This is a genomic window from Klebsiella sp. 10-1 (assembly GCF_009758445.1).
GTDB lineage: Bacteria > Pseudomonadota > Gammaproteobacteria > Enterobacterales > Enterobacteriaceae > Klebsiella > Klebsiella scottii.
On the sequence record NZ_WQRE01000003.1, the window covers coordinates 1 to 20,986 of the forward strand.

At 55.7% G+C, this 20,986-nt stretch carries 19 protein-coding genes; 9 read left to right on the plus strand and 10 right to left on the minus strand.

Annotation, left to right across the window (positions count from 1 at the left end):
* Nucleotides 1-454: 454 nt before the first annotated feature.
* A complete protein-coding gene (locus tag GO007_RS12015) occupies nt 455-1,753 on the plus strand; it encodes an MFS transporter (RefSeq protein ID WP_095100142.1) in 1,299 nt (432 codons plus the stop codon).
* Between the two features lie 3 nt (nt 1,754-1,756).
* On the opposite strand, the gene GO007_RS12020 is transcribed toward GO007_RS12015, so the two are convergent.
* The 5 genes from GO007_RS12020 to trxC form a co-directional block, all read right to left on the minus strand.
* A complete protein-coding gene (locus GO007_RS12020; RefSeq protein ID WP_095100144.1) occupies nt 1,757-2,080 on the minus strand; it encodes a YfiM family lipoprotein in 324 nt (107 codons plus the stop codon).
* 42 nt (nt 2,081-2,122) lie between these two features.
* Nucleotides 2,123-3,478 (minus strand): CDP-diacylglycerol--serine O-phosphatidyltransferase, encoded by a 1,356-nt coding sequence (pssA, locus tag GO007_RS12025; RefSeq protein ID WP_095100148.1) that lies wholly within the window; start codon nt 3,476-3,478, stop codon nt 2,123-2,125.
* Nucleotides 3,479-3,592: 114 nt separating this feature from the next.
* Complete coding sequence (locus GO007_RS12030) at nt 3,593-6,250, minus strand: bifunctional acetate--CoA ligase family protein/GNAT family N-acetyltransferase (RefSeq protein ID WP_095100150.1); 2,658 nt, start codon at nt 6,248-6,250, stop codon at nt 3,593-3,595.
* Nucleotides 6,251-6,285: 35 nt separating this feature from the next.
* Nucleotides 6,286-6,984: a tRNA-uridine aminocarboxypropyltransferase gene (gene tapT, locus GO007_RS12035; RefSeq protein ID WP_095100153.1), complete on the minus strand. Its 699-nt coding sequence runs from the start codon at nt 6,982-6,984 to the stop codon at nt 6,286-6,288.
* A gap of 70 nt (nt 6,985-7,054) precedes the next feature.
* Nucleotides 7,055-7,480, minus strand: coding sequence for a thioredoxin TrxC (gene trxC, locus GO007_RS12040; protein ID WP_095100156.1), 426 nt, complete (start codon nt 7,478-7,480; stop codon nt 7,055-7,057).
* 203 nt (nt 7,481-7,683) lie between these two features.
* On the opposite strand from trxC, the gene GO007_RS12045 reads away from it, so the two are divergent.
* Complete coding sequence (locus GO007_RS12045; RefSeq protein ID WP_095100159.1) at nt 7,684-8,754, plus strand: tRNA/rRNA methyltransferase; 1,071 nt, start codon at nt 7,684-7,686, stop codon at nt 8,752-8,754.
* Nucleotides 8,755-8,834: 80 nt separating this feature from the next.
* Here GO007_RS12045 and ung read toward each other — a convergent pair whose 3' ends face one another.
* Nucleotides 8,835-9,524, minus strand: coding sequence for a uracil-DNA glycosylase (gene ung, locus GO007_RS12050; protein ID WP_095100162.1), 690 nt, complete (start codon nt 9,522-9,524; stop codon nt 8,835-8,837).
* 316 nt (nt 9,525-9,840) lie between these two features.
* Between ung and grcA the strand changes: the two genes are divergently transcribed.
* Nucleotides 9,841-10,224: an autonomous glycyl radical cofactor GrcA gene (gene grcA, locus GO007_RS12055; protein WP_076947771.1), complete on the plus strand. Its 384-nt coding sequence runs from the start codon at nt 9,841-9,843 to the stop codon at nt 10,222-10,224.
* Nucleotides 10,225-10,278: 54 nt separating this feature from the next.
* Here grcA and GO007_RS12060 read toward each other — a convergent pair whose 3' ends face one another.
* Complete coding sequence (locus GO007_RS12060) at nt 10,279-11,643, minus strand: PTS transporter subunit EIIC (RefSeq protein WP_095100165.1); 1,365 nt, start codon at nt 11,641-11,643, stop codon at nt 10,279-10,281.
* A 273-nt stretch (nt 11,644-11,916) separates the two neighbouring features.
* On the opposite strand from GO007_RS12060, the gene GO007_RS12065 reads away from it, so the two are divergent.
* Entirely contained in the window at nt 11,917-13,116 is a 1,200-nt protein-coding gene (locus GO007_RS12065) for an enolase C-terminal domain-like protein (protein WP_095100168.1), read from the plus strand.
* Here GO007_RS12065 and GO007_RS12070 read toward each other — a convergent pair whose 3' ends face one another.
* Nucleotides 13,117-13,836 carry a GntR family transcriptional regulator gene (locus GO007_RS12070; RefSeq protein ID WP_095100171.1) on the minus strand — a complete coding sequence of 240 codons (720 nt, stop codon included), beginning with the start codon at nt 13,834-13,836 and terminating at the stop codon, nt 13,117-13,119.
* A 123-nt stretch (nt 13,837-13,959) separates the two neighbouring features.
* On the minus strand, nt 13,960-15,279 hold the full coding sequence (srmB, locus tag GO007_RS12075; protein ID WP_095100174.1) for an ATP-dependent RNA helicase SrmB: 1,320 nt from the start codon (nt 15,277-15,279) through the stop codon (nt 13,960-13,962).
* Between the two features lie 130 nt (nt 15,280-15,409).
* Between srmB and trmN the strand changes: the two genes are divergently transcribed.
* Nucleotides 15,410-16,147 carry a tRNA(1)(Val) (adenine(37)-N(6))-methyltransferase TrmN gene (trmN, locus tag GO007_RS12080; RefSeq protein ID WP_095100177.1) on the plus strand — a complete coding sequence of 246 codons (738 nt, stop codon included), beginning with the start codon at nt 15,410-15,412 and terminating at the stop codon, nt 16,145-16,147.
* Here trmN and nadB read toward each other — a convergent pair.
* The gene (gene nadB, locus GO007_RS12085) at nt 16,132-17,751 is read right to left on the minus strand and encodes an L-aspartate oxidase (RefSeq protein ID WP_095100180.1); all 1,620 of its coding nucleotides are present in this window, start codon (nt 17,749-17,751) and stop codon (nt 16,132-16,134) included. The two genes, trmN and nadB, sit on opposite strands and share 16 nt — an antisense overlap.
* A gap of 420 nt (nt 17,752-18,171) precedes the next feature.
* Between nadB and rpoE the strand changes: the two genes are divergently transcribed.
* The 4 genes from rpoE to rseC are packed head-to-tail and all read left to right on the plus strand — an operon-like array spanning nt 18,172 to nt 20,861.
* Nucleotides 18,172-18,747 (plus strand): RNA polymerase sigma factor RpoE, encoded by a 576-nt coding sequence (rpoE, locus tag GO007_RS12090; RefSeq protein ID WP_041146760.1) that lies wholly within the window; start codon nt 18,172-18,174, stop codon nt 18,745-18,747.
* 31 nt (nt 18,748-18,778) lie between these two features.
* Complete coding sequence (gene rseA / locus GO007_RS12095) at nt 18,779-19,429, plus strand: anti-sigma-E factor RseA (RefSeq protein ID WP_041146759.1); 651 nt, start codon at nt 18,779-18,781, stop codon at nt 19,427-19,429.
* Nucleotides 19,429-20,385 carry a sigma-E factor regulatory protein RseB gene (rseB, locus tag GO007_RS12100; protein WP_095100183.1) on the plus strand — a complete coding sequence of 319 codons (957 nt, stop codon included), beginning with the start codon at nt 19,429-19,431 and terminating at the stop codon, nt 20,383-20,385. Before rseA ends, rseB begins: the two co-directional genes overlap by 1 nt.
* Nucleotides 20,382-20,861 carry a SoxR-reducing system protein RseC gene (gene rseC, locus GO007_RS12105; RefSeq protein WP_095100186.1) on the plus strand — a complete coding sequence of 160 codons (480 nt, stop codon included), beginning with the start codon at nt 20,382-20,384 and terminating at the stop codon, nt 20,859-20,861. The genes rseB and rseC overlap by 4 nt, the downstream gene beginning before the upstream one ends.
* Nucleotides 20,862-20,986 lie beyond the last annotated feature (125 nt).

Consider the following 20,986-nt stretch of genomic DNA (forward strand, 5'->3'; position numbering starts at 1 on the left):
GGTAAGCGCACTCCTGAGGAGGACAAATTCGTCGGGAACGAATTTGCACAGCACGCCGTGCAGCCCGGAGGGTGGCGGGCAGGAGTCCCGGCATACAACGGCCCGGCATCAGACAGACGAAGAAACCTCATGCGCAGGCATGGGGGGTTTTTTGTTGTCTGCGGTTCAGGAAAAGCAGCGGGACGCCGCCCGGTTCGGGCGCTGCGCGCCGCGTCGAATAAACCTGCAGCTGCAACATAAAAGCCTACTGTAGCCACCTCATCACCATATTTCACTCTATCCCCGCCTCTGCTTTAGCGTTCATTCCGAATACCCGCATGACGAAAATAAATGTGACACAAATCACATATAAAAATATAACAATTATATAACATTTGTTTTACTAATTGATTTGTCTAAGTGACGTGGTACGCCCGACGAGACAGATTGCAGTCTTTGCTGGAGCAGAATAACAATGGTAGAAAGTAGTATTAACGAGCGGGGATCGCTGAAACACGCTGATACCCGCCGTCGCATATGGGCAATTGTTGGAGCATCTTCAGGGAATTTGGTCGAGTGGTTTGATTTTTATGTCTACTCATTCTGCTCTCTCTACTTTGCGCATATCTTTTTCCCTTCAGGAAACACCACTACCCAGTTACTACAAACCGCAGGCGTGTTTGCCGCCGGATTTCTGATGCGGCCAATTGGCGGATGGCTATTTGGCCGTATCGCCGATCGCCGTGGGCGTAAAACCTCGATGCTCATCTCGGTGTGTATGATGTGCATGGGGTCGTTAGTCATTGCCTGTCTGCCGGGCTACGAGACGATCGGCACGTGGGCGCCCGTACTTCTGCTGCTGGCCCGCCTTTTCCAGGGCATCTCAGTCGGTGGTGAATACGGAACCAGCGCAACGTATATGAGTGAGGTTGCCGTTGAGGGTAAGAAAGGTTTCTATGCATCCTTCCAGTACGTAACGCTAATCGGCGGGCAGCTGCTGGCGGTGCTGGTCGTGGTGGCGCTGCAGCAAATTCTCAGCGATGAACAGCTGCATGCCTGGGGCTGGCGTATTCCTTTTGCTCTTGGCGCAGCGCTGGCGATAGTCGCCCTATGGCTCCGACGCCAGCTGGATGAAACGTCGCAGCAAGAGACCCGGGCGCTGAAAGAAGCGGGCTCCTTTAAAGGGCTATGGCGTAATCGCCGGGCGTTCATGATGGTGCTGGGCTTCACCGCCGCCGGTTCGCTAAGCTTTTACACCTTTACGACCTATATGCAGAAATACCTGGTCAATACCGCAGGTATGAACGCCAGTACGGCCAGCATGATTATGACCGCCGCTCTGTTTTTCTATATGCTGGCTCAGCCGCTATTTGGTGCGCTATCGGACAGGATTGGCCGCCGCACCTCAATGCTCTGTTTTGGCTCACTCGTGACCCTCTTTACCGTACCGATTTTGAGCGCATTACAAAGCGTGACGTCGCCATATGCCGCCTTCGCACTCGTTATGTGCGCCTTACTGATCGTGAGTTTCTATACCTCGATCAGCGGTATTTTGAAGGCTGAGATGTTCCCGGCACAGGTCCGCGCGCTAGGCGTTGGTTTATCTTATGCGGTCGCTAATGCGCTGTTCGGCGGCTCGGCTGAATATGTCGCATTGCTGTTAAAATCAGTCGGAGCAGAACACGCGTTTTACTGGTATGTCACGGTCATGGGCGCGTTAGCTTTCTTCGTCTCCCTGATGCTGCACCGTAAGGGCAAGGGATTACGCCTGTAGATATTACTGATGCGCCAGCTGCCACACCGCGTAACCGGTCGTGGCGCCGGCCACGTCCCAGGCAAAATCTTTCCAGCTCCAGCCGCTCCCCGCCGGGCGGCTATCCCACAGCTCCTTCGATGCGCCCAGGCTTACCGAAAACATAAAGCCGATGGCGGCGCTGCGATCGCGGCTGTAACCCTGATGCTGAGCGTATTCGTTACCCGCTGCGGAGAGCATGGCTGAGGCGATAAAATGCTGGGCCTTATCCTGGCCATGCCATGAATCATTGGCCATATGGCTACAGCCGGTCAGCAGCAGAGGAGCGATGATGATGACTTTACGCATAACGATCCCATAAAAAAGCCCCGGCGGAAGCGGGGCTGCAATTCAGAGAATACGGCTGATAAGCCGGTCGATACGGATGCGCCTCAAACGGCGAATCAGCTTACGCACTTTTACCGGATAATCGGCGATGCTTTGCAGGTCGCGATAGTGTTTCACCACCGTCGTATGCTGGCGAATCAGGTGCAGCTCTTTTTCACGCATCGCGCCAAGCTGGCGCTGCGGATCGTGAATAAGAATGGCATTTTCCAGATCGAGGCGCCACGCGCGCGGATTAAGATTATTGCCGGTCAGCAGCATCCATTCGTCATCAACCCACATGCCTTTCAGATGATAGCTGTTATCGTCATCCTTCCACAAACGGACAATCAGCTGATCGGTGTTGACATAGTACTGCAGCCGGCTCAGGAAGCGGCGTAGGTTTATTTCATACAGATAGGGGAGCGCGCCGATAATCTTAAACGGCTGATCTTCCGGAATATAGAAGTCGTTCGCCGTCTTATCGCCCACGATAATTTCTACCGTCTTTCCGCTGCGCAATAGCTGGATGATATTACGCACCAGCAGGGCAGGAAGGTTAAAGTACGGCGTGCAGATAGTCAGCTTCCGTTCAGCGCAGGGCATCAGATGGAAGATGGTTTTATTCAGCAGGCTTGATTTCCCGAGGCCGACCAGCGGCGTCACCGACAGCCGATCGTCGTCAGCATCGCCGACATAACGATAGCCGCTGTCCCGCAGTTCCTGGCGGTACTGACGGATATCATTTTTAATTTCCGGGCTTTTTGGACGATCGGGTTTGTCGAGGCGGTTCACGCCGCGGCCTTCGACCAGATTATGCTCAACCCAATCGAACATCACGTCGGCCATTTTGCCGTTGCGAATGCACTGATAGCGGTCGTAGCGATATTTGTCATGCTGATGAAGGTAAACATCATTCAGGCTGGCGCCGCTGTAAAGCACGCAGTCATCAACGATGAAACCTTTAAAATGCAGTACGCCGAGCGCTTCGCGGGTATTCACCGGCACGCCGTAAACCGGGATATCAACGCCAGGATTTTCCTGCGCCATGCGGCAGTACCAGTCGGCGTTAGTGTTGGCTGCCGCAGCGCCAATGCGCCCGCGCTGGGCTCGGTGCCAGTCAACCAGGATGCGAACATCTAATTCTGGACGCTGGCGTTTAGCGTCATAGAGTGCCTGCAGAATTCCTTTGCCGCCATCATCTTGCTCCAGATAGAGCGCAATAATGCAAATACGCTGAGTGGCGTGAGCTATCTTTGCCAGTAACGCTTGCCGAAAATCTGCGGGAGCGTAAAAGAACTCGATATCATCAACTGACTGAGAAAGCTTAGGGAGTTGGGCAAGGTGTTGTTGATGTTTATTGCGCTTAAATTTTGACAACATCACAGTGCGTTTCTTCTCTGTTTATTGAAGGGTCTTCTGTACCATGCAGACGACGTAAGCGGGCAATAATAACATTACTACCCGCTAAAGTGGTCAACAATTGCGGCCGCCAGTTTATGATTGTTGCGCTGGAAATTGCAGGGACAAGCTGACAATCCCATCTTCCAGCTGAATATCCACCTTAAAACCAAGCTTTCTGGCAAGACCAATCATGCCCCGGTTATTGGGCATCGTGATCCCGTTCAAACGCTGCAAACCGTGGCTTTGCGTATAGGTAATCAGCTTTTCCAGCAGCCGGCGGCCTAAACCTAAACCCTTCAGGTCAGAGCGGACCAGGACGGCGAATTCTGCATCAATATTATCGGGATCGGAAATCGCGCGCGTGACGCCGAGGATCTCCTCTCCCTCTGCGGTCGCGCGTACGGCAACAAAGGCCATTTCTCGATCGTAGTCGATCTGCGTCATATTGGCTAAATCATCGTGAGTAAATTCATTGATCTCGCTGAAGTAGCGGTAATAGAGATCCTCTTTGGTCACCTGAGCAATAAAGGCCAGCAGCTGCGGTTCATCTTCAGGCAGAATCGGGCGGAACAGGCAGCGTTCGCCATTTTTCAACACCACCCACTCCTCCTGCTGCTGGGGATAAGGGCGTATTGCCAGGCGGCTTTCGCTATCGCCGGTAAACGGGGCAAGGCCTAGCGTCACGTCGAGCGCGGTAAACTCGTTGCCGGACGCCAGCAGAGGATGAATATCCAGACGCTGGATCTCCGGGCAGTCGACGATAAGGTTCGACACCTGAACCAGCAGCTGGCTTAAGCCGGAGATATCCAGCGGGCGCAGGGCGCTACGGCCACGGATCTTTTTGCTTTTGATCGCCTGGATCACCAGATAGCGGGCAAGGTTCATATTCAGCGGCGGCAGGGCGACGGCGGCCTGATCTTCCGCGCGCCATTCGACGCCGCCTTCACCCAGCATAATCAGCGGGCCGAAAACCGGATCCTGTTCAACGACCACCCTCAGCTCCTGCGCTCCGGCGCGATTCGCCATGCTCTGTACCAGCAGGCCATGAATGCGCGCCTGCGGCCAGGTCATTTTTACCCTGTCAAAAATGGCATCCGCCGCCTGCTGTACTTCGGCGGCGGTACGCAAATAGAGCATTACGCCCTGCACTTCCGACTTGTGCGGGATATCCGGTGAACGCAGCTTCAGGGCGACCGGATAGCCAATTTGCTCGGCGATGTGCACCGCCTCGGCGCTGTCGGCGGCAATCCACGTCGGTAGGGTATGGATACCATAGGCGTGCAGCACCGGGCTGACTTCATGGGTATCCAGGGTGGTTGCGCCTTCGGTTATTGCCTGCTGTAGCAGCGTATGGGCTTCCGCAGTATTGGCCGTGACCATATCCGAGAGCACCGGCGTTTCCCGCAGCTGCTTCTGGTTACGCCGATATTCCACCATATGCATAAAAGCGGTAATCGTGCCTTCCGGCGTACGATAGGTTGGCAGCCCCGCATCGCTGAACAGGCGTCGGGCCTCCTGAGAAGAGTATTCGCCGCACCAGTTCGTCAGCACCGTAACGTACTTGCCGCGCGGATGGTTTTTTAAGGCGTCAATCAGCGCCAGCGCGCTTTCGGTTCCCGGCGCGGCCGCGCTCGGCGAGTGAATGACCAGCAGGGCATCGTAATCCTGGCTATCCAGCAGCACGTTCAGCGCCTTGAGATAGTGCTCGCTGCTGGCATCGTCGCGCAGATCCAGCGGGTTAGCGATATCGATGCTACCCGGCAGCGCCTGACGCAGCCTGTCGCCGGTCTCGTCGCTTAGCGACGCAAGCTTGCCATTGCGCAGCCAAAGTTCATCCAGCGCCAGCGCCGCAGGGGCCGCGCCGTTGCTGATAATCATTAATTTCTCGCCGCGCAGCGGGCGCATATGGCTCAGCGTCTCGACGGCGGAGAAGAGCTCATGGGTATCCTGCACCCGCAGCAGGCCCGCTCGCTGAATCGCGGCGTCCCAGGCCGGGTCCATACCTGAGTTTACGTGCAGCAGCTTTTGCGCCGCCGGGCTGCGTCCGCTTTTAATCACCAGGATCGGCTTATTGCGCGATGCGCTCCGGGCCGCAGAAACAAAGCGGCGGGCATCGCTGAGGTGTTCGAGATAGAGCAGAATGGCGCTGGTTTTGCTATCGCGGGCAAGGAAATCGAGCAGATCGTCAACGTCGATATCCAGGCTGTCGCCCAGCGCAATAAAGTATGAGAAACCCATTTCGCGCTGCTGCGCCCAGTCAAGAATGGTATTCGAAACCGCAGCGGACTGGGAGATAAACGCCAGCTTGCCTCGACGAATCGGGACCGGCGAAAAGCTGGCATTCAGCCCTTGCCAGGGCGCCAGCAGACCGAGGCTGTTTGGGCCCAGTAGCCGCATCTGATAGCGGGCGGCATGCTCAAGCAGCGCGGGGTACTGCTCCGGCGGCGAGGAGAGGATAATGCAGGTTTTGCAGCCTTTTTTCCCCAGCGCCTCAAGCAGCTCAAGGTTTCGCCGGGCGTTGGTGCAGAGAACGGCAAGATCGGGAGTAAACGGCAGGCTATCGATAGTCGGCCAGGCCAGCACGCCCTGTACGGCTTTCCACGCCGGAGTGACCGGCAGCACCGGGCCGTTAAAGCCCCCGGCCAGCAGGTTGCGCATCATCAGATAACCGGCACGCTGCGGTTTCATTGATGCGCCAATGACGGCGATCGATTTTGGCCGCAATAGTGCTTCCAGGCCTCGTTGGCTCATACCGGTCTCCTTTGATCCCCAGTGACCGGATGATTTTAAACGTTTTCTGCCTCTTGTGCTGTGATACTGCCCTTATGCTGCGTCTTTCCTGCCAGATAGCGGCTTCTGAACAGGCTAAAGTGATCGCCGAGCGCGAGCGCGGCGTTTGTGTCCCCGGCGAGATCCAGCAGGGCGATGGCCACTTCTGCCGTACAATACTGTCCCTCCGCGTGGGCCTCTCTCAGGCGATAGGCCGAGATACGCGAAAGATCGACGGAAATGACCGGCAGCGCGTCAAGCCAGGGACTCTTACGGAACATTTTCCGCGCCTCGGTCCATGTGCCGTCGAGCATGATAAATAGCGGCGGCTTACCCGCAGGCGGCGAGCTCAGCACCTCGCGTTCCGTTCCGGCATACGACGCCGGGAAAACGACTATTGGCTGGTAATCAGGATCGGCGACCAGATCGAGTAGCGCCTGCGGCGGCTCGGTTCGTGACCACTGAAATGCCTCGGTGTCCGGCAGGATATCCGCGATAAGGCGGCCGGTATTGCTTGGCTTCATCGGTTCAGTATCGAACATCACCAGGCAAAAACGGCTGGCCGCCGCCGCTGGCGCGAGGGTTGCGCACAGGCACTGCTTCAACGGCAGTAAACAGCGCTGGCAGCGGTGGATACGGTTACCGCGAGCAAGAAAAGGTCGGGTCGCGCGCGCGAGACGTTCGGCACGCAGGCGAAGAACGGCGTTATCAATCATGGGGGATCGCTAAGAGAAAACGCCATTGTCGCAGAGGTGAAAACGGGGCACAAGCGCTGCCCCGTCAGGTTTACTGCTGGTTGGCTTCGTTAAGCCAGCTGTCGAACGGCGCTTTTGGTACCGCTCCGTTCAGCATGTCGATGACTTCGCCGTTTTTAAAGATCATAATGGTCGGAATGCTGCGAATGCGAAAACGCGCGCTCAGCTCACGTTCAGCTTCGGTGTTGACCTTCACGAAGCGCATTTGGCCGCTGCGTTCTTCCGCAACGTCTTCAAAGATCGGGGCGAAATTACGGCAGGGTCCACACCACGGGGCCCAGAAATCGACAACAACCGGCAGATCGTCCTTCAGCAGTTTATCCAGCATTGCCCCGGTCGCGTTGATGACGTCGCCGTCAAAAAGATCGTGGCCGCAGCGTCCGCATTTAGCGCCATCGGCGCTACGATCGTCGGGGATGCGGTTCAGAGCCTGACAACTGGCACAAACGGTATTCATAACTAACCTCTGGTTATGGGTTGCAGCACGGCACGTGGCCGATTTGTATCTGTAATGTTACATATTATCGATTAGGTACCGCTAAACAACAATGCGTTTTGTTCGATGAATACGATAGACCCTATCTTTTAAACGAAATAATGGCGAAGCGGTGATACATCGGGTAATCTGCGCGCTTCGCGCAGCGCAGGTGGAGAAAATTGATGAGCGACGAACTGAAAAATAAAAGCGGCAAGGTCAAAGTGATGTATGTCCGCAGTGATGATGATTCTGACAGACGCACCCATAACCCGCGTACCGGGAAAGGGGGAGGGCGCCCAGGAAAATCTCGTGTTGACGGCCGTAGCCGCCCTGCCCGCGATGAAAGAAACAGCCGCGGCGACGACCGCAAACGTGACGATCGTAAACGCGATGATTTCGAGCGTGAAGGGGGTTCCCCGTGGCGTACAGTTTCACGTGCTCCGAATGATGAAACGGCAGCAAAACCGGATCACGGCGGGATCAGCGGTAAAAGCTTTATCGATCCGGAAGTACTGCGTCGTCAGCGTGCGGAAGAGACCCGCGTGTACGGCGAAAATGCCTGCCAGGCACTTTTCCAGAGCCGCCCGGACGCTATCGTTCGCGCCTGGTTCGTGCAAAGCGTCACCCCGCGTTTTAAAGAAGCCCTGCGCTGGATGGCGGCCAACCGTAAAGCCTATCACGTGGTTGACGAAGCCGAGCTGGCGAAAGCGTCCGGCACTGAGCACCACGGCGGAGTTTGCTTCCTGATTAAGAAACGTAACGGGACTTCCGTTGCGCAGTGGGTCGCTAAGGCCGATGCTGAAGACTGCGTCCTGGCGCTTGAAGACGTCGGCAACCCGCACAATCTTGGCGCAATCATGCGTAGCTGCGCTCACTTCGGCGTGAAGGGCGTGGTGGTTCAGGATGCCGGCATGCTGGAGTCCGGTGCGGCCATCCGTACCGCAGAGGGCGGCGCCGAGCACGTAGAGCCGATTACCGGCGATAGCTTCCTCGACACTCTGGAGCAGTTCCGCGCGGCTGGCTACGCGATTGTTTCTACCTCCAGCCACAACGGGACGCCGCTCTACAAAGCCGAGCTGCCGAAGAAAATGGTCCTGGCGTTAGGACAGGAGCGTGATGGCTTGTCTGATGCGGCGATCTCCAGCGCGGATCTGAACGTGGCTATCGAAGGCACCGGCAACGTGGAAAGCCTGAACGTCTCCGTCGCGACCGGCGTTCTGCTGGCCGAATGGTGGCGCCAGAACAAGGCCTGATGCCTGACCTGCCTGAAAAAATGCCAGCGTAATGCTGGCATTTTTGTATTTGCGCATAGCGTAACGGGCGAGTAACCCGATTACTTCCCGGCGGCCGGTAAGGTCGGCATCCAGTCGATCGGCGCTTCGCCGCGTTCGGCCAGCCACTGGTTGGCCTGGACAAAATGGTTGCTGCCGAAAAAACCGCGATGGGCGGAGAGCGGAGACGGATGCGGCGCCTTCAGCACGCAGTGGCGCTGGCGGTCGATGATGGCACCTTTCTTCTGCGCGTGCGCGCCCCACAGTAAAAACACAACTCCTTCCCGATGCTCGTTGATCAGCGCAATAACCTTATCGGTAAAGGTTTCCCAGCCAAGGCTGGCATGAGAATGCGCCTGCCCCGCGCGCACCGTTAATACCGTGTTGAGCAGCAGCACGCCCTGACGCGCCCAGCTTTCGAGATAACCATGCTCCGGACGGCTGAATCCAGGAATGGTCCCCTCCAGCTCTTTATACATATTTAACAGAGACGGCGGAGTCTGGATACCCGGCAGTACGGAAAAGGCCAGGCCGTGCGCCTGCCCTGGCCCGTGATAGGGGTCCTGCCCGAGGATAACCACTTTTACATCCCCAATTTCGGTGTAGCGGAAGGCGTTGAAAATATCTTTTTGCGGCGGATAAATCGTGATGCCCGACTGGCGCTCTTCGGCGACGGTTTTCAGGGTATTCACAAAATAGGGCTGTAGCTTCTCTTCCGCCAGCACGTCGTGCCAGGTCAGTGGGGTGGTCATCTTGCTCTCCTGCAAAGTGGTATCGCTATAGCTTAACTGCTTCTTTCTGCATAACAAAATCGGCGCCGCTTTGCTGACGTTTTTTCTGCAAAAATAGTTGAAAATTTACAAAATTATTTGGCATCCGTTATGGCGTAACTTGATGTAAAACAATAATATCCCTTCATACCCACTTTTAATTAGTGGTTTTTGTTGATTTAAGTCAATGAATGCCGGGTGTTCGGCTGATATATATACACTCATACAACAATGGTTTTACCAATTGGCCATGAACGGGCCAACAGAACGAATAAATATTGCCTAAGGGAGGCATCACATGATTACAGGTATCCAAATTACTAAAGCTGCAAACGACGACCTGCTGAACTCTTTCTGGCTGCTGGATAGCGAAAAAGGTGAAGCGCGTTGCCTGTGTGCAAAAGGTGGTTTTGCTGAAGATGACGTGGTTGCGGTGAATAAGCTCGGCGAAATCGAATACCGTGAGATCCCGCTCGACGTTAAACCGGAAGTCCGCGTTGAAGGCGGCCAGCACCTGAACGTTAACGTCCTGCGTCGTGAAACGCTGATGGATGCGGTTGAACATCCGGAGAAATACCCGCAGCTGACCATCCGCGTATCGGGCTATGCGGTACGTTTTAACTCTCTGACGCCAGAGCAGCAGCGCGACGTCATCGCGCGTACTTTCACTGAAAGTCTGTAAGCGTTAGCAAAAACCCCCGGTTCAATCGAGCCGGGGGTTTTTTATTATGTCGGGCTACGGTTCCCGTCTCACCAGCAGCGTGGTGAGCGTGAACGACAATATTATGGCGATAGCCACGCCTGACAGCGCAAAGATAAAGTAGGGGCCGATGTAAGCCGGCAGGCTAAAAATGCTTGATAAAATATAGCCATACAGCCGCACGCCGAAGAAAGCGATAAAGGCCGAGGCCAGCGAACTGGCAATGGTTGCCGCGACGAACGCTTTTTTATAGCGCGTTAAGACGCCAAACAGGGCGGGCTCGGTGATCCCAAGCAGCGCTGAAATTGCCGCGGACAGCGTCACCGTACGCTCCTGCCGGTTTTTGCTTACGCGCCAGATAGCAAAGGTCGCGCCCGCTATCGACATATTTGCCATAAACATCATTGGCATCAGCATGTCGTAACCGCGATCGCTGAAGTTTTGCAGGGCAATGGGCGTCATGGCATGATGCATGCCCGTCAGGATCGCGACCGGGCGGATGGCGCCCACAACCAGCCCGGCAAAGCCCGCGGATATCCCGAACAGGCCTTCAATAAACCACGCCAGCGCTTTGCCAAGCCAAATGCCAACCGGACCAATAACCACCAGCGCCGCCAGCGCGCCGAGAAACAGCGCCAGCGTCGGCGTGAAAACGGTTTTCAGCACCTCGGGCATAATGCGATCGACCCAGGCGTAGATATATTTCAGCGCCAGCACGGAGAAAATAACCGGGATCACGCTGGATGCGTAGTTGAACACGGGGATGGGAACGGCGTTAAGCAGCCACAGCGCGGAAGCCGCCCCCTCGTGATGGGCCGCCAGCGCCTTCGCGGCGTCAATCAGGGTTGGATACATCAGGCAGGCGGCAACGGCGACGGCCAGATACTCGTTGGTCTTAAAGATCTTTGCCGCCGAGACGGCAAGGAAAAAGGGCAGGAAATAGAATACGCCGCTGGCGATAAGGTCGATGATCATTACGCTGTCGCTATTTTGCGGTACCGCTTTCAACGCGATCAGTCCGGCCAGCAGGCCCTTTATCATCCCGGCGCCGGCAATGGCCGGCACGATCGGGCCAAAAACGCCCGAGACGGTATCCATAAACAGCGACACCAGCCCCTTACGCTGGCGGGGCTTTTCGGCAGCCTCTTCGCCGACGGTACCTAATGCCGCGAGCAGGCGTTCATACCAGCTATTAACCTTCGGCCCGATGATAATTTGAAACTGATCGCTCTGCAGCTGCGCGCCGAGCACGCCGGGCAGTTTCTTAATCTCTTCTTTTTCTACTTTGTTATCATCAATTAAATCAAAGCGTAATCGGGTCATACAGTGCCAGACGTTATTAATATTTTCTTTTCCGCCAATCAGCAAAATAATTCTGCTGATTGCATCTTGCGTCTCCATACCGGCTCCTGAAGCAATGTGTTGTGCTGTTTACGTCGTGAAATGGTAAATAAGCCGATTTATAAAAACAAACCAATAAAATATGAGTTTAGTCACAAATAACCGCTGTTATAGGATGTATTGGCAGTATTTATCTAAATTGGTCCGGTTTTTAATGAAATTAAATCTGTTTGACGAACCAAAATTTTATTAAATAAAAAGGTTTACCTTACGTAATAAATAGGGCGAAGATAATTGGCATCACCTTTTATTTTTGCCGCAGGGAGCCTTGCCGTGAACGCTACGCTAATTACTGATATTGAGTGTTTTATCACCCGTCCCGATCGTCATAACCTGGTCACGGTACGCGTGACCACCGACAAAGGTACCGTCGGCCACGGCTGCGCGACTTTCCAGCAGCGTCCGCTGGCGGTCAAAACGATGGTTGATGAATACCTCAAGCCGCTGCTGCTTGGCCGTGATGCGAACAATATCGAAGACCTCTGGCAGATGATGAACGTCAACGCCTACTGGCGAAACGGGCCGGTAATGAATAACGCCATTGCCGGCGTTGATATGGCGCTTTGGGATATCAAAGCCCAGCTGGCGGGAATGCCGCTGTACCAGCTTTTTGGCGGCAAATCGCGTGATGCTATCCCGGCTTACGCCCACGCTAGCGGTGAGACGCCCGAGGCGCTGTTTATATCCGTTGAGCGTCTGCTGGAGGAGGGCTATCGCCACATCCGCTGCCAGCTGGGCTTTTACGGCGGCACTGCGCAGGCGATGCATACGCCGGAGAACCCGACGCCGGGCGCCTATTACGACCAGGATGAGTACATCAGGAATACGGTGGAGATGTTCCGGCTGCTGAGAGCGCGCTACGGACACCGTTTTCATATCCTCCATGACGTCCACGAACGGCTCTTCCCGCAGCAGGCGCTGCAGCTGGCGAAGCAGCTCGAGCCCTATCAGCCGTGGTTTATTGAGGATATTTTAGCGCCGCAGCAGAGTGCATGGCTGGCGCAGATCCGCCAGCAAAGCGCAATTCCGCTCGCGATGGGGGAGCTGTTTAATAATCCGGCTGAATGGCATGACCTGATTGTTAACCGGCAGATTGATTTTATCCGCTGCCATATTTCCCAGATTGGCGGGATTACGCCGGCCCTGAAGCTGGCGGTGCTGTGTCAGGCATTCGGCGTACGCGTGGCGTGGCACGGGCCCGGCGATATGACGCCAATTGGGGTTGCGGTCAATACCCACCTGAATATCTACCTCAATAATGCCGCAATCCAGGAGTTTATACCGCGTTCTGCCGCTACTGATGCGGTATTCCCCGGAGCGCCCGGCGTCAATAACGGGTTTATCTATCCACCAACGGCGGCAGGGATTGGCGTCGGCTTTAACCAACAGCTGGCGCAGACGTATCCTGTTGTCTATCGTCCGCACGAATGGACGCAGAGCCGCCTGCCTGACGGCACGATCCATACGCCATAATTAGTCCGAGGGCGCCTGGCGGAAGGTTAAGCTGTCGCGATTATGCGGAATAACGTAGGTGCAGGAGTAGTTGATATCGATGATATCGCTGATTTCATACACCTGCCCGCCGTCGAGAATTCCTCGATTGTTAATATGCATGGCCGGAATGCCTTTTTTGCAGCCCAGCAGGGCGGCCTGTTCCCGGCTGACGCTCACCGCCTGATAGGTGGTGAGCAAATGTGAAATTTGATAGCCCTTGGAAAGTACGTACTGCTGCAGCGAGCGTTCGATCACCTCCCGGCTAAGATCGGCAAAGGCGGCGGCCGGCATCCGCGAAATCTCAATCTGCACCGCTACGTCATCAACGAAGCGCAGGCGGCAAAATTGCCAGATAAACTCCTCATCCGTTATGCCGAAAATCTGCTGCTCCGCGCGGTCGGGGCGCTTTTTATGCAGGCTGATTGTCCGATAGCGCATCCGATCGAAACGCTTTTCGGTGATGGAGTTATACACCAGCGGGTTGTTGCTCATTCGCTCGTTTATCCAAATCCCTGAGCCCTGCACGATACGTATGACGCCGATGTCAGAGAGTTTTTCCAGCGCCTGGCGAATGGTAAACCGTGAGACGCCATACTCCTCCGCCAGCCGGCGTTCAGGCGGGAGCTTGCGGGGGCCGGGGTCATTGTGCTGGTAGATTTTGCTGAGCAGATCCTGGGTGACGAAATCTTTTTTTTTCATGATGATGAATTCCTGACTCGCCGGCACAAGGGGGAACGCCCGATATCACTCCCCGCGGCGCTGTCGCCAGCGGACGTAAATGCAAAAACGCCGGGATATCCCGGCGTCCTTGTACTCTTAGCTCTACTGCTGCGGCGTATCGCTGCCGCTCGGCTTACGACGCTTGCCGATATTTTTAGCATCGCGGTGACGTTTCTTCACGCGCGGCTTTTCTTTATCTTCTTTTTTCTTCTCTGCGCGTTTAGCCAGCACTTTCTTTGAAGGTTTACCGGTCTGCTTCTCGCTCGGTGCGCGGGTTGACGGGCGCAGTTCGTCGATAACACGAGCCTTCAGCGGCTCGTCAATGTAGCGACCGATTTTGCCCAGCAGCAGGTGGTCATGGGCTTCAACCAGAGAAATAGCAACGCCTTTCTTCCCGGCACGACCGGTTCGACCGATACGGTGCAGGTAGGTATCCGCGGTGCGCGGCATATCGAAGTTGAAGACGTGGCTAACGTCCGGAATATCGATCCCGCGCGCGGCGACATCGGTGGCAATCAGCACGTTCATGCGGCCATCGGTCATGCGCTTAATCGCTTCGTTACGCTTGGCCTGAACCATTTCGCCTTCCAGCCAGCAGGTGTTGATACCGGCTTCGCGCAGCCAGGATGCCAGCTCATGAACGCGCTCGCGCTTACGCACAAAGACGATAGAACGGGTGGCGTCCGGCTGTTTCAGCAGGTTTATCAGCAGAGCGGTTTTATGCTTAACGTCATCGGCGCGGTAGTACCACTGATGGATTTTCTTCCGCTCGCGGGTAGAAGGAGAGGCGGACACTTCCACCGGCTCTTCCAGCAGACGCTCGGCAAAATCTTTGATGGCATCGCCTTCGAGGGTCGCGGAGAACAGCATTGTCTGCTTGCGCCAGCGGGTTTCACCGGCAATATGTTCGATATCCTGAGCGAAGCCCAAATCCAGCATCCGGTCCGCTTCATCGAGGATCAGCGTTTCTACGGCGCGGCAGTCGAAGTTTTCTTCTTTAATATACTGCAGCAGACGCCCGGTGGTGGCGACCACGATATCCTGGTTTTCGCTGAACACTTCAGCGTGGTTCATGTACGCGACGCCGCCGGTGATGGTGGCGATATCGAGATGCGTGTGCGCTGCCAGTTCGCGGGCATGGTCAGCAACCTGCATCGCCAGCTCGCGGGTCGGCGTCAGGATCAGAATACGCGGAGGCCCTGACTTCTTGCGCGGGAAATCAAGCAGGTGCTGCAACGCTGGCAGCAGATACGCCGCTGTTTTACCGGTGCCGGTCGGGGCTGAACCGAGAATGTCACGGCCATCGAGCGCAGGCGGAATAGCGGCGGCCTGAATGGCTGTCGGGCGTGTGAAACCTTTTTCCTGGAGGGCTTCCAGCAGGTTTTCGTCGAGTTCAAGTTCGGAAAAAGTCGTTACAGTCATTATCTACCTCTGAGTGGACCGACGATTATAGACGTTACGGGCATAATGTTCATCTGTTTGTAAGGCTATCTGTTCTCCGGTATTGTGCATAGCCTTAAGCTCAGGAGTTTTCGCCCGCAAGGTTGTCAGGATGTCTCAGTCGAAGTTTGCGCTGCCGCGCAATGGTTTTACGTTTAAACAATTCTTTGTCGCTCACGACCGTTGCGCAATGAAAGTTGGCACCGACGGCATTTTGCTCGGCGCGTGGGCGCCGATTGCTCAGGTTAAACACGTGCTGGATATCGGTACCGGCAGCGGCCTGCTGGCCCTGATGCTGGCTCAGCGTACCGGGGAGCTGGTGGCGTTGGATGCGGTTGAGCTGGATGAAGATGCGGCAGATCAGGCGAGGGAAAACACCGCGGCTTCTCCCTGGTCCGCCCGCATCCAGGTGCATCAAGCCGATATTCAGCAGTGGCAGCCGCCGCAAACCCGACGCTATGAGCTGATTGTCAGTAATCCGCCTTTTTTTGCTGAAGGCGTGCCCTGCGCAACATCGCAGCGCGAACAGGCGCGATATACGACCACGCTCGATCACGTGACGCTATTAAGCTGTGCCGCAGAGTGTATCACAGAAGAGGGCTTTTTCTGCGTGGTGCTGCCGGTGGATATTGGCGATGCCTTTGCCCGGCGCGCGCAAACGATGGGTTGGCATCTGCGTTTACGCACCGACGTGGCGGAAACGGAAATGCGCGCGCCGCATCGGGTGCTCCTTGCCTTCTCGCCGACGGCAGGGGAGTGCTTCAGTGACAGGCTGATTATCCGTGGGCCAGAGCAGCAATACTCCGAGGGGTTTACCGCGCTGACCCAGGACTTTTATCTCTTTATGTGAGTTTCCGGCACGAGAACCGACGGCCCGCTGTCCGGCAGCAGATCCGGGTAGTCCAGCGTATAGTGCAGGCCGCGGCTCTCTTTGCGCAGCATCGCGCAGCGTACAATCAGCTCGGCAACCTGTACCAGGTTACGCAACTCCAGCAGGTTGTTGGAGACGCGGAAGCGGGCATAGTATTCGTCGAGCTCCTGCTGCAGCATGGTAATGCGCCGCAGGGCGCGCTCCAGGCGACGGGTCGTGCGCACAATCCCGACGTAGTCCCACATCAGCAGGCGCAGCTCATGCCAGTTGTGCTGGATAACGACCAGCTCATCGGGGATTTCAACCTGGCTCTCGTCCCAGGCCGGCAGATCGGTAACCGCCCGGGCCTGAGGCATGATGCGCAGGATATCTTCGGCGGCCGACCAGCCGTAGACCAGACATTCGAGCAGCGAGTTGGATGCCATGCGGTTGGCGCCGTGAAGCCCGGTGTAGCTGACTTCGCCGATAGCATACAGCCCCTCGACATCGGTCCGACCGTTATCGTCGACCATCACTCCGCCGCAGGTGTAATGCGCCGCCGGTACGATAGGGACCGGTTCTTTCGTCAGGTCGATACCGAGACCGAGTAATTTCTCGTAGATCATCGGGAAGTGTTGACGGATAAAGGCTTCCGGCTTATGGCTGATATCAAGATACATGCAGTCAACGCCGAGACGCTTCATTTCATGGTCAATGGCGCGCGCGACAATGTCGCGCGGAGCCAGCTCGCCGCGGGCGTCAAAATCGGGCATAAAGCGTGAACCGTCCGGACGCTTCAGATGGGCGCCTTCACCGCGCAGCGCTTCGGTCAGCAGGAAATTGCGCGCCTGCGGATGGTACAACGCGGTAGGGTGGAACTGATTGAACTCAAGGTTGGCGACGCGACAGCCCGCCCGCCAGGCCATAGCAATGCCGTCGCCGGATGAAACGTCCGGGTTAGTGGTGTATTGATACACCTTGGCCGCGCCGCCGGTTGCCAGAACAACGGCTTTCGCCCCCCAGGTCTCGACCTTTTCTTTATTACGGTTCCAGATCCACGCGCCGACGACCCGACGAGCGCCGGGCAGGCCAATCTTGTCAGAAATAATCAGATCGACGGCATTGCTGCGTTCGAGCACGCGGATATTGGGGTGTGAAAGCGCCTGGCTAACCAGGGTGGTTTCCACCGCTTTACCGGTGGCATCGGCGGCATGGAGAATGCGGCGATGGCTGTGGCCGCCTTCACGCGTCAGGTGATAGCTCTCCTCGCCGTTGGCCTGGACCTGGGTATCGAACAGCACTCCCTGATCGATAAGCCACTGCACGCAGGGTTTGGCGTTACTCGCCACGAAGGAAACGGCGTGACGATCGCAAAGGCCCGCTCCGGCGATCAGCGTATCCTCCACGTGAGATTCGATGCTGTCCGTTTCATCAAAGACGGCGGCAATACCGCCCTGCGCATAGAGGGTGGAGCCTTCGCTGATCGGGCCTTTGCTCAGTACGGTGACCGAACTGTGCTCCGCTAAACGCAAGGCAAGAGATAAACCGGCAGCGCCGCTGCCAATAATCAATACATCACAGGAGAACTCAGGAGTTGTATTCATGGCCTTTGTTTAATTTACTAAACACGATTGAGCCACAATAGCACCAGGTCGTGATGAATCGTACATTTTTTTTACCGTTAGTTGTGGCAACTAAACATTCGGCGCTAAACCGGCGGGAGCAAAACGAAAGAAAATATTTGCGAAGCAGATCGTTAGCTTCAGATTTTATAGTGAAATATAAACCGTGTTACGTTACCCTTCTCGCGGACCTTACGCTTTTTCCTCATCATCTTATCTGCGGCTGAGTAACGGGACATATAATGAGAGATAACAAATCGTCCGCCGTTGCCAGACAAAAATCAAAGGCGTAACGGAACTTTATTGTTTTCAGGTACTCCAACGATTGCTTGCTCATAATGCAGTGATTGGGTAGTGCTTTGAAGACTCATGGGAATTAGGTTTGGGGAGACATTACCTCGGATGAGCGAGCAGTTAACGGATCAGGTCCTCGTCGAACGGGTCCAGAAAGGAGATCAGAAAGCGTTTAACCTGCTGGTGGTGCGCTATCAGCATAAGGTCGCGAGCCTGGTCTCCCGCTACGTGCCGCAGGGCGATATTCCTGACGTTGTTCAGGAGTCGTTCGTAAAAGCATGGCGTGCCCTGGATTCTTTCCGGGGGGATAGCGCTTTTTATACCTGGTTATATCGTATCGCCGTAAACACGGCGAAGAATTATCTGGTTGCTCAGGGTCGTCGCCCACCGTCCAGCGATGTCGATGCCAATGAGGCAGAAAACTTCGAAAGCGGCGGGGCGCTGAAAGAAATTTCGAACCCTGAGAACTTAATGTTGTCAGAAGAACTGAGACAAATAGTTTTTCGTACCATTGAATCGCTCCCGGAAGATTTACGCATGGCAATTACGTTACGGGAGCTTGATGGCCTAAGCTATGAAGAGATAGCCGCTATCATGGATTGTCCGGTAGGGACGGTACGTTCGCGTATATTCCGGGCACGAGAAGCTATTGATAATAAAGTTCAACCGCTAATCAGGCGTTGACGATAGCGGAATACTGAAAAGGGTATCAGGCATGCAGAAAGAAAAACTTTCGGCCTTAATGGATGGTGAAACGCTGGATAACGAACTGCTTAATGAGCTGAGCGGTTCTTCTGAAATGCAAAAGACCTGGGAGAGCTACCATCTCATCCGCGATTCGCTGAGAGGCGATACCGCTGAGATGCTCCACTTTGATATCTCAGCTCGCGTGATGGCCGCCATTGAAAACGAGCCCGTTCGCCAGACGGTGCCGCTAATTCCTGAATCTCAGCCGGCACCGCACCAGTGGCGTCAGATGCCTTTCTGGCAGAAAGTGCGTCCGTGGGCCAGTTCGCTTACTCAGATGGGCGTTGCCGCGTGCGTATCTCTTGCTGTTATCGTCGGCGTCCAGCAGTATAATGGGCAAACCGAATCATCTCAGCAGCCTGAAGCACCGGTGTTTAATACCATGCCGATGATGGGTAAAGCGAGTCCGGTGAGCCTGGGCGTACCGGCAGATGCATCCGCAGGAACCGGCCAACAGGTGCAGGTCCAGGAGCAGCGTCGTCGTATTAATGCCATGCTGCAGGACTATGAATTACAGCGTCGCCTGCATGCCGAACAGCTTCAGTTTGGTCAAGCCCAGACTCAGCAGGCCGCCGTTCAGGTACCGGGTTATCAAACTTTAGGAACGCAATCGCAGTAATGAAGCAACTTTGGTGTGCCATGTCGCTCATGGCAGGCAGCCTGTTCTTCTCTGTCAACGCCTCGGCTGATACTTCTTCCGGGGCGTTGTTGCAGCAAATGAACCTGGCTAGCCAGTCCCTCAATTATGAGCTGTCTTTCGTCAGTATCAACAAACAGGGCGTTGAGTCGCTGCGTTATCGTCACGCACGGCTGAACAATCAACCTCTCGCTCAGCTTCTACAGCTCGATGGCCCCCGTCGTGAGGTTGTGCTGCGCGGTAACGAAATCAGCTATTTTGAGCCTGGGCTCGACCCGTTCACCTTGAACGGTGACTACATCGTTGATTCCCTGCCTTCACTGGCCTATACCGATTTCAAACGTCTGGCGGCATACTACGACTTCATCTCCGTGGGGCGCACGCGTATTGCCGATCGCCTGTGCGAAGTGATCCGCGTGGTGGCGAGAGACGGAACGCGCTATAGCTATATCGTCTGGCTGGATGCGGAGACCCGGCTGCCGATGCGGGTCGATCTGCTCGATCGCGATGGCGAAACTCTGGAACAGTTCCGGGTTGTGTCCTTTAGCGTTGGCGATAAGGTAAGCAGCAGCATGGAGACCCTGGCGAAGGCTAATTTGCCTCCGCAGCTGTCGGTGCCGGAAGGCGGCGATAAAGCTAACTTCAACTGGGCGCCGGCCTGGCTACCGCAGGGCGTCTCCGAGATATCCAGCAGCCAGCGCCGTCTGCCAACCTTCGATGGCCCGGTGGAATCTCGTCTCTATTCGGACGGACTGTTTAGCTTCTCGATTAACGTGAATCGCGCGACGGCAAACAGCAGCGATCAGCTGCTGCGCACCGGGCGTCGTACCGTGAGTACGACGGTACGCGACAGCGCGGAGATTACCGTGGTGGGTGAACTGCCGCCGCAAACGGCTAAGCGCATTGCCGACAGCATCAAATTTAAGGCCGTACAATGATTAAAGAGTGGGCGACCGTCGTTTCCTGGCACAATGGAATGGCGCAGGTGCACTGCGATGTCAAAGCGTCCTGCAGCAGCTGCGCCTCTCGCGCCGGCTGCGGTAGCCGGGTGCTGAATAAGCTGGGACCGCAAACCAGCCACACTATCAGCGTGCCCAGCGCACAGCCGCTGAGCGCCGGGCAAAAAGTGGAGCTCGGCATCGCGGAAAGCAGCTTATTAGGCTCTGCGCTCTTAGTGTATATGGCACCGCTGTTTGGCCTGTTTGTGATGGCATCCATCTTCCAGGTGCTGTTCTCTAATGATTTTGCCTCCCTCTGCGGCGCGATACTCGGCGGCGTCGGCGGATTCCTGGTTGCGCGCGGGCTGTCCCCCGGTCTGGCCGCTCGCCAGTCGTGGCAGCCGATCATCATTAGCGTGGGTTTAGCGCCCGATTTAGTCCGTATTGAGACACCCTCTTCAGAAGCAGGCCAGTGATTCCACTGGCCTTTATTTTTTATTTACCATTCTCGTAAGATCCCGCCATTTACTCCGGTTATGCTAGCTGTAAGAGCATTTCCTGGTTTCACGGATGTAGTGTAGAATGCGGCGTTTTCGGATTA